This window comes from Chloroflexota bacterium, from assembly GCA_035652535.1.
Classification (GTDB): Bacteria; Chloroflexota; UBA6077; order UBA6077; family SHYK01; genus DASRDP01.
On record DASRDP010000165.1, the window covers coordinates 1 to 9038 of the forward strand.

Sequence of the window (9038 nt, forward strand, 5' to 3'; positions counted from 1 at the left end):
TCTTGCGATTCTCGGTCAAGAACTTTCGGAATGGTACACGCTTGGTTTCCGAGGTGCATTCGGGGGTCGAGGATTCGCATGGATGGGAAAGCTTGATCTCGAAGGAGACAGGATCGTCTGGCACGTGGACGCTGGCGACGCTGAACTGGATGCCTATCACGAACTCCTCCAGCGCCTCGACGGGCTAGTAGCGAATGGCCGCGTCGCGATTGCGCGCCTCGACGTCGGACTGGACGAAGGGTCGGTGACGGAGGGCTAGGGGCGATCAGGGGGCGCGGGGATCCGGAGGCGCGACCCAGTTTCTATGGAGCAAGTTTCTAGACGCCTGGAACCGAGATGCGCTTCGACAGGTGGACGTAGAGACAAGAGTCGACCCGGATGGGATCTTGAATGGTTGGCTCGGGTTTCCCGGCGCCACCGAACGCCAGCTCTTGGCGGCGCTCGAGTTTGGAGACCGAAGCATGGCGCCTCGCGTCGCCTGGTGGGTGAAGCGGGGTGTGCCCGGCGCGATGCTCTATCAGAACTGGCGCGACGGGCGCGACCTTGGTTTGCACCAGAGGCGTTACCTCTTCGAGGCGTTCGATCTCAGTGAAATCCAGGAGATCGTGCTTGCTGCCTTCGCCCGCATCTTCGCCGACCTCGGGCCCGTCTACGCCTTTTCACGCGAGCGACGCGGCAAGCTCCCGATACTGCGCCGCGAGCGGGTCATCAGGGTAGCGCGTCGAGAAGACGCCGCCGCTCGCGAGGGCGTGCATGTCGCTGTTGTGCTGAATGACGGCGGCGACGTGGCAGCCGTAAACCTGCTCCACCTGCCGCCGAATTGCAGCGGGGTCGAAGGCGAGGGGAACGTTGTTCACGAGGATCTCGATCCTCGGCACGCCGAGCTGGCGCGCCACTTCCACGGCCACGGCCGTGCCCAGGTAGTCCTGCTCGTCCGCGCGCATCACAAGGAGTAGGACGTCCGCCGTGGCGAGGGAGAGCAGCGTCTCCGCGTTCATCCCCGGGTGCGTATCGATGATGAGCACGTGGAGCCGTAGGAGCTCGACGAGCTTCAGGAGGCCCTCGTGCAGGACGGCGAAGTCGTAGCCCTCGCGGATTACGCGTGCGATCTCGCCACCGCTGAGGCTCGATGGGATGAGGTGCAGTGACGAGCCATTCGCCAGCCCCACATTGGCGGCGACGTCCACAGCCGCCTGTTCGATACTGCACTCTCCGCGGAGATACTCGTTGAGGGAGTGCTGGAGCTGCTTGCCGCCCAGACCGAACAGGACGTGGATGCCTGGCGACTGGATGTCGCAGTCGATGACCGCGGTCCGCTGACCGCTCGCCGCGAGCATTGCGCTGATGTTCGCGGTGGTGTTGGACTTGCCGGTCCCACCGCGAAAGGAATGAACGGCGACAATCTGGGCCATGCCTTCCCTTTCAGGTACGTGCAATTCGCGCGCTGTGAACCGCTGCGCCCAGTCTTGCCGCGGACGAGTCGCATAGCTTGGCGGTCAATGCTATCCTACGCCATCTGCTCGGTCCACTCGGCGGTGATGAATCGATGCGATCTCGCGAGGGTACCCTCGGCATCGGGGCAGTGTCGACTTTCAGCGCTCTCGCACGAGGCCAGCGCGATGGAGGACCGTCGCGGAGCAGAGAGCCGCGCGATCGTTGGCGGGAGTCGCGATGTCCGAGCTGATCAGTCGCGAGGAAGCGCTGGCCGGCCTGCCCGCGCAGCAGGTCCGTGCGCTCCTCTTCGCCATCGAGCAGCTCAGTCTCCAAGAAGAGGCCCGGCGCCAGGACGAGATGAGCGCCACGGCCGCCGCGTGGGCCGCGGCCGAGGGCGAGCGCGATTTCATCGAGGCGTTTCGTCGGGCCCGAATCATTCGCGACACCCCGACCCTGCGAAACCTCGAGGACCACGCGGAGCGATGGGCGTCGCTCGTGCCGGACAACCCACGGGTGCGCGCGGGCCTCGCGCGGGCCCTGGCGTCCAAATACCCATTCAATCCCGGTTTGGCGCCTCGACTCTGCCAAGCCCTCGGCCTCGACCAGCCCGCCACACTGGAGAGCTTCCGTGCCCAGTTCGGCGCGGAGCTGAGCACCATCTACGCCCCGGCCGCGGTCGCGGCGCCGGTGGTGCCGCACGTCAGCATCGCGAGGCTGGTCCTCGCCTTCGTCAAACTTGGGAGCATCAGCATCGGCGGGCGAAGCGCCATGTACTTGCAGGACGAGCTGGTCGACCGGCTCCACTGGCTCCAGCGGGAGGACTGGCTCGAGGGATTGCTGCTGGGCCGGCTGCTTCCCGGACCAGCGGGCGTTGGTACGGCGATGTTCATGGCCCACATGCTGCGCGGCAGCGCGGCGGCGGCGCTCTCCGTCGGCGCCTACATCCTTCCCGGCATCCTGGGCGCGATCGTCCTATCGATGCTGTTTTTCGACGTGCAGCGCCCACCATGGGCAAACGGCGCGATCCACGGGGTATCGGCCGGGGGCTTTGGGCTCTTCGTCTTCTCGGCCATGAAGACGGCGCCCACGAGTCGCAAGACCAGGTATGGGGTAGCGGCCGCGTTCGCAACCTTCATCGCATACGGCCTGCTAAGGGTAGACCTCGTCCTCGTCCTGATCGGCGCGGGGGCATTGTCGCTGGCCGCGAATACCCCCCGGCGGAGGCGAAAGGAGGCGGACCGATGAGTGCCGCAGCCGTCGAGGTCTTCCTGCTCTTCGCCAAGCTAGGCCTCATGTCCGTCGGCGGGGGAACCGCGCTTCTGGGAGAAATGGAGCGGGAATCTGTCGCGCGAGGCTGGCTAACGCATGCCCAGTTCCTCCAGGCGTATGCCATCGGGAACCTGACTCCAGGGCCCGGCACGCTCTTCGTCGTTCCGATTGGCTACAAGGCGGCCGGAGTCCCCGGCGCCGTCGCCGCGGCAGTCGGGTTCATCCTGCCGACCGCGGCCATCGGGCTCGCGGTCATCAGTCTCTGGAGTCGGCTGCGCCGGTCGCCGTGGCCCGCCGCGATCCGCGACGCGCTGATCCCGGTCGCCATCGGCCTCACCTTCGCCTCCGCGTACGTCATTGGCCGCGCCACCCTCATCGACGTGCCCACGGCGCTCATCGCCCTCATCTCGGCCGCGGCGCTGTGGCGGACGCGCATCCCAACGCCCGTCGTCATTCTGGCCTCCGGCGTCGTGGGCGCCGTCTTTCTGCGATAGCCCACTACAATTGGCGCGAGGGCCCTCCATGCGAGGCCGCGCTATGCCGGAGGCGAAGATGAACGGGGCGCAGAGCCGCGGCACAGGATTCAGTACCAGGGACCACACCGATTTCGCCCACACGGGCCCGGGCACCCTCGCGGGCGCCTACCTCCGCCGTTTCTGGCAGCCGGTCGCGATGAGCGGCGAGCTGGCGCCCGGTCGCGCGAAGCCGCTACGCATCATGAGCGAGGACATCACGCTGTATCGTGGTGAAGGCGGGCGGGCCCACTGCGTCGCCTTCCGTTGCGCTCACCGCGGAACGCAGTTTTCGACGGGCTGGGTCGAGGGCGATGACATCCGGTGCTTCTACCATGGCTGGCGCTACGGCCCGGACGGGAGGTGCGTCGAGCAGCCGGCGGAGCCGGACCCCTTCTGCCAGCGCATTCGGATCCGGAGCTACCCGGTCGAGGAGTATCTCGGCCTCATCTTTGCGTATTTCGGCGCAGGGGAGCCGCCGCCTCTCCCGCGATATCCGGACTTCGAGGCGGGTGGGGTCAGAACGACGGGCAGCTACGTTCGGCCGTGCAATTATTTCAACAGCATCGAGAACGGCGTCGACCCGTCCCACGTCGCTTTCGTGCACCGACGGTCGGCGTTCACGGACCATGGCCTCGTCGACGTTCCGATCGTGTCCGCCGAGGAGACCGAATACGGCCTTGTGTGCCGAGCGACGCGCTCGACCGGCGTTCGGCTCACCCACCACATGATGCCCAACATCCTCCACATCAAGGGATCGCCCGCCGACGGCGCGTCCGGTTGGACCGACGCCATCGCGTGGCGCGTCCCCATCGACGACGAGCAGCACCTCAGCTTGAACGTAAACCTCGTGCACGTGGCGGGCGAGGCGGCCCCAGCGTACGAGGAGCGCCAACGCGCCCGGGCCGGCGAGCCGCCACCGGTGAACGAGCTGGCGCGCCGAATGCTCGCCGGTGAGCTGCATGTGGACGACATCGGGCAGCCGCCATACATCGTCGGCGTGCAGGACACGGTGGCGCAGGTGGGGCAGGGCGTCATCCCGGATCGCGCGAACGAGCGGCTCGGTCGATCGGACGCGGGCATCCTGCTCGTGCGCCGTCTGTGGGCGCGGGAGCTGCGGGCGCTGGCGGAGGGCCAGCCGCTCACGACCTGGCGGCGGCCGGACCGCGTCGAGGCGACGGCGGGCGTCTAGTCCGCGCGCGCAGCCGCGTCCCAGCTCAGGGTCTCGCGTCCCGCGTCGGTATCGCCGCCGCGAAATCCGCCCTCGTGAGCCGCGGTTCGCCGGCATATCCCGCCGCATCCAGCGCGTGCAGCTTCGCCGCCTGGCACAACGCGGCCAGGTCCGCGCCCGACAGGCCACTCGTGCGCGCGGCGATCTCGTCGGCGAGCGCTGACGCGTCGACGGCGGGGTCCAGGAGCGCGTCGCGGAGCTGGATGCGGAGGATCTCCGCGCGCTCCGATTCGGTCGGCAGGTCGAGCAGCAAGTGGACGCCGAAGCGCCCGGGACGCAGCACGGCCGGGTCCACCATCTCGACGCGGTTCGTCGCGCCCATGACGATCACCTGGCTCGACCGATCGATCGCGTCCAGCTCTGTCAGCAGCTGGTTGACGATTCGTTGGGGCGCGCGCGTCCCCTCGTTTTCGAGGTCGCTCCTCCTGGGCGCCACGGCGTCGAGCTGGTCGAAGAACACGATGCACGGCGCGGCGCGCCGCGCGAGGTTGAACAGATCGCGGACGGCCTCCTCGCTCTCGCCGAACCACTGACTGAACAGCTCGGGACCCTGGATCGAGATCAGGTTGGCGCCCGTTTCGCGCGCGATGGCGTTGGCGAGCAGCGTCTTCCCGGTCCCCGGCGGGCCGTGCAGCAGGAGGCCCACGCTCGTGCTGAGGCCGAGGCGCGTGAAGTGGTCAGGGTGCTCCAGGGGACGCTGGATGAGCTCGCACACGCGGCGCTTCGCGTCCCAGAGACCGCCCACGTCGGCGAGCGTCACCGATGGGTACGACAGGATGGATTCGCGCAGCGATGCGGGCCGCATCTGGCGGAGGGCGCCGAAGAGGTCATCCGCGGTGACCACGAGATCGCCGACGGAAGGAATCGCCGACGGGCTCGCGGCGAGCTGCCCGATCTGGCCCGGCTGATCGATGAAGGCGCTGGCCGAGCGGCGCAGCGCCGCGAGCCCCGCCTCGCGCGCCAACTCCATGAGGTCCGCGCCGACGAAACCGTACGCTCGCCGCGCCACTTCCGGGAGCGCGGCGATGGCGTCGTCGGCGAGCGGCATCTCCCGGGTGTGCACGCGGAGGATCTCTTCGCGGCCCCGAATGTCGGGCGAAGGAAAATAGATCTCGCGGTCGAAGCGTCCTGCCCGCCGCAGAGCGGGATCGATCGCCTCGATCCGGTTCGTGGTGCCGATGACCATCACCCCTTCGGCGCGCTTCAGCCCATCCATCAAAGAGAGGAGCTGCGTCACGGCCCGCGAGTCCGAGAGGGTCGTGGCCGTGCGGCGGGCCGGCGCTATCGCGTCTAGCTCGTCGACGAAGATGATGGATGGCGTCTTGAAGGCGGCCTCGCCGAAGATCCGCCGCAGGTTCTCCTCGGTCTGCCCGCTGAACGTCCCGACGATCTCCGGCCCGTTGATGGAGAAGAACTCCGCATGGATCTCGTTGGCTACGCTCCGCGCCAGCAGCGTCTTCCCCGTGCCTGGCGCGCCAAAGAAGATGACGCCCCGCGGCGGGGTGATGCCAAGCTGACGATAGACCTGGGGAAAGACCAGCGGCAGCTCGACGAACTCGCGAATCGCGCGGATCTGCGCCGTGAGTCCGCCGACGTCCTCGAACGTCGTATCGACGACGGTTTCGGCGCGGGCAGCCCGCTGGCCCTCGCCGTGCTCGTGGCTATTGGCGCCGTGCTCGTGGTCGTGCTCGAACTCGAGGTACAGGGCAGTGCCGCTCGTGATGATCCCCTCGCCCTCCCGCACGGCGTGGACGTCGTAGGTAATGCCCGCGCCCGCGTCTGAGAGCCGGACGTAGAGCAGCATGCCCTCCCGAACGGGACACTGCGCCTCTGCAAGGCACGCCTTGAGCTGGGGGACCAGGTTCGGGAGGTGGAGCATCGAGATGTCGACGGCCGGCACGAGGGTGACCTCCGTCGCCGGGCCGAGATCGGCGCGTTCGACCGCCACCTGTTCGTGGGGGTAAACCTTCAGGGCCTGGCGCGTGAACCGGTCGAAGCGCACGTGGCGCCCCGCGCCCATCCCGGGGTGCTCGCCCACGATGCGCGCGAGCGCGGTACGCCCGCGAATGGTCGTCATGCGGACGACGTCTCCGACGGACGCGCCGATAGCCTCCATCACGTCGCGGCCAACGTACGCGGCGCAGGGGCGCGCGTCGCGAAAGTCGCTCGGTTGCGGGTCGACCGTGGCGGCGTTGACACCGACGGGCAATCCTCGTAGAGTCACGGACGGCGCCCCAGCATGAGAGGAGTCACGGCATGCAGTCTCGTCAGCGTGTTCGCGAGCGAACCCCCGAGCGGGAACAGCGCGTTCAGGACCACGAATGGGACGAGGTCCGGGGGCGAGAGCGCTCGCGCAGGACGAAGCTCCTGGAGGAGCGCCCTCGCGTGGTCACTTTCGATTCCGTGCCCTGGGAGCAGTCGCGGTCTGCCTATCATAAGGTATTCACCACGTACGATACGGCGACGGCAGAGCGCAAGCCGTGGACCGCGCCGATGGGCACGCTGCGCGTCATGATGCAGACGATCCCGACCGGTCACAAGAACGCGAACCACCGCCACATCGCCGAGGTACCCTTCTACATCCACGCGGGCAAGGGCCACGAGGTGCACGATGGCCGTCGGCACGACTGGGAAGCCGGCGACTTGATGATCGTGCCGCCGTGGTGCATGCACCAGCACTTCTGTGACGAGGGTCCGGCGCTCCTGGTCTATTGCCAGGCGGGCCACGGGCCCTTCATGGCGGCCGGATTCAGCAGCGAGCAGGCCGAGATGCACGAGAGCTGGACCATGCCCGAGGACGCGCGCCCGCTGTACGGGCCGGACGGCGACATGGTGGGCTATCGGCGCGGCGACGTGGAGTTCATCTTTCGTTCGGCCACCGCCGAGCGGCAGGCGCTGGCGAACCGCACCTTCGAGGCGCCGCCGGTCCCCAGCCATTCGGTGACCGATGGCTACGAGTGGTTCATCCGCCGATTTCAGGAGGAGTGCTACTGGCGCCAGAACGTTCCTCAGGTCATTCAGCAGCGCCAGCGGACCTGGGAGAACACCCGCAACGGCCGGGTGCTCTGGTTCCTCCACCCCATGCACCCCGAGCTGCAAACGGGAATGAAGCTCTTCGAGTGCTATCTGCAGGAGATCCCTCCCGGGGGCCGATCCGGTAAGCACCGCCATCTGGGCGACGAGGCGCACTTCGTCATCGCGGGGCACGGTTACGAGGAGATCGACGGACAGCGGTGGGAGTGGTCGGAGAACGACGTCGTGGCGATCCCGAACCTGGCGGTCCACCAGTCGTTCAACGCGGATCGCGAGAGGCCGGCAAGGATCCTCGTGTACAAGTCGCGATCCTTCGAGTACGCCAGCTTCGCGGGGATCGAGCATTTCGAAGACGCGTCCGATTCGTCGCAGGACTGATGGGAGGAACATGAGATGACGCAGACCGCGTTCGCATCGGTTCACGTGGGACCGGGCGAGTTCGAGTTGCGGGAGATCCCCGTTCCAGAGGAGATCCCCGACGACGCCGCGCTCTTGAAGATGGAAGCGTGCGGCATCTGCGGGAGCGATTTGAGCGGGCTGAAGGCGCCGCGCGTCGAGCCGAACGAGGCCGGCGAGGTGTGGGGCGCCCGCGGCGCTCCCCACATCATGGGCCACGAAAACCTGGGCATCGTCTACAAGATCGGGAAGGCCGCGTCCCAGAAGTGGAAGGTCAAAGAGGGCGACCGCATCTGCCTGGAGGAGTACGTCCCCTGCGGGCACTGTGAGTACTGCCGGTCCGACGACTACCGTTTTTGCGGCACGCGCGGCGGCGAGATTCGATACGGTAACGCGCCCTTGAGCCTCTGGCCGGCGCTGTGGGGCGGCTACAGCCAGTACCTGTACGTCCACCCCAACGCCGTCGTGCACCGCATGCCCTCGCACATCCCGCCGACGCATGCCGCGGCCTTTTTGCCGTTTAGCAACGGGATCGAATGGGCCTATGAGTACGGCGACATCCGCCTCGGCGAGGCGATCTGGGTGCAGGGGCCAGGCCAGCAGGGGCTCGCGGCCGTGATCGCGGCGAAGGCCGCCGGCGCGTCGTGCATCGTCGTCTCTGGCCTCGCCCGCGACAGGCGGCGTCTCGAGGTGGCGAGGCTCCTCGGCGCCGACCTGACGATCGACGTCGAAAACGAGCCGGATCCGGTCGGACGCATCCTCGACGCGACCGGTGGCGAGGGAGTCAACGTGGTCGTGAACGTGACGGGCGGCGGCAAAGGGTGCGTGGACCAGGCAGTCAAGGTTGCCCACAAGCGGAAGTGCAACATCGTGCTGGCGGCCGCCGGACGCGAGGTGCTCGATGTGGGCACGCTCCCCCGCAAGAAGATCACGCTGATCCAGGCGAACGGTCATTCCTATCGCTCCGTCGAGCTGGCCATCCAGTTCATCGCCTCCGGGCGCCTCCCGATGGACGAGATCGCGACGCACGCCTACCCCCTCAGCCGTGCTCGGGCCGCGCTGGACACGCTGGCCGGGAACGGCGAGCCGGACGCCATCCACGTCAGCATCCTTCCCGAGGTCAATTAACGGATCATGAGTGAGACCGTTCCAGTCCTCATCGT

General features: G+C 67.7%; 7 protein-coding genes. 5 read left to right on the plus strand and 2 right to left on the minus strand.

Annotated features, from left to right (window positions below; translation table 11 throughout):
- Positions 1-659: 659 nt before the first annotated feature.
- The gene (locus tag VFC51_20275; protein ID HZT09368.1) at positions 660-1412 is read right to left on the minus strand and encodes a MinD/ParA family protein; all 753 of its coding nucleotides are present in this window, start codon (positions 1410-1412) and stop codon (positions 660-662) included.
- 259 nt (positions 1413-1671) lie between these two features.
- Here VFC51_20275 and VFC51_20280 point away from each other — a divergent pair, with 259 nt between their 5' ends.
- Genes VFC51_20280 through VFC51_20290 form a run of 3 tightly spaced genes read left to right on the plus strand, consistent with a single transcriptional unit; the run spans position 1672 to position 4407 of the window.
- Positions 1672-2679 carry a chromate transporter gene (locus VFC51_20280; protein HZT09369.1) on the plus strand — a complete coding sequence of 336 codons (1008 nt, stop codon included), beginning with the start codon at positions 1672-1674 and terminating at the stop codon, positions 2677-2679.
- On the plus strand, positions 2676-3197 hold the full coding sequence (locus VFC51_20285; protein ID HZT09370.1) for a chromate transporter: 522 nt from the start codon (positions 2676-2678) through the stop codon (positions 3195-3197). The genes VFC51_20280 and VFC51_20285 overlap by 4 nt, the downstream gene beginning before the upstream one ends.
- 58 nt (positions 3198-3255) lie before the next feature.
- The gene (locus tag VFC51_20290) at positions 3256-4407 is read left to right on the plus strand and encodes a Rieske 2Fe-2S domain-containing protein (GenBank protein HZT09371.1); all 1152 of its coding nucleotides are present in this window, start codon (positions 3256-3258) and stop codon (positions 4405-4407) included.
- Between the two features lie 25 nt (positions 4408-4432).
- On the opposite strand, the gene VFC51_20295 is transcribed toward VFC51_20290, so the two are convergent.
- Entirely contained in the window at positions 4433-6670 is a 2238-nt protein-coding gene (locus VFC51_20295; protein ID HZT09372.1) for an AAA family ATPase, read from the minus strand.
- A gap of 32 nt (positions 6671-6702) precedes the next feature.
- Between VFC51_20295 and VFC51_20300 the strand changes: the two genes are divergently transcribed.
- Positions 6703-7857: a cupin domain-containing protein gene (locus VFC51_20300; GenBank protein ID HZT09373.1), complete on the plus strand. Its 1155-nt coding sequence runs from the start codon at positions 6703-6705 to the stop codon at positions 7855-7857.
- Between the two features lie 15 nt (positions 7858-7872).
- Positions 7873-9003, plus strand: a complete 1131-nt coding sequence (locus tag VFC51_20305) for a zinc-binding dehydrogenase (GenBank protein HZT09374.1) — start codon at positions 7873-7875, stop codon at positions 9001-9003.
- The last annotated feature ends 35 nt before the right edge of the window (positions 9004-9038 follow it).

What these genes read in the sequence shown, in the direction of transcription:
- VFC51_20275 (HZT09368.1), bottom strand. Translation starts at nt 1,412, where the DNA reads ATGGCCCAGATTGTCGCCGTTCATTCCTTTCGCGGTGGGACCGGCAAG.
- VFC51_20280 (HZT09369.1), top strand. Translation starts at nt 1,672, where the DNA reads ATGTCCGAGCTGATCAGTCGCGAGGAAGCGCTGGCCGGCCTGCCCGCG.
- VFC51_20285 (HZT09370.1), top strand. Translation starts at nt 2,676, where the DNA reads ATGAGTGCCGCAGCCGTCGAGGTCTTCCTGCTCTTCGCCAAGCTAGGC.
- VFC51_20290 (HZT09371.1), top strand. Translation starts at nt 3,256, where the DNA reads ATGAACGGGGCGCAGAGCCGCGGCACAGGATTCAGTACCAGGGACCAC.
- VFC51_20300 (HZT09373.1), top strand. Translation starts at nt 6,703, where the DNA reads ATGCAGTCTCGTCAGCGTGTTCGCGAGCGAACCCCCGAGCGGGAACAG.
- VFC51_20305 (HZT09374.1), top strand. Translation starts at nt 7,873, where the DNA reads ATGACGCAGACCGCGTTCGCATCGGTTCACGTGGGACCGGGCGAGTTC.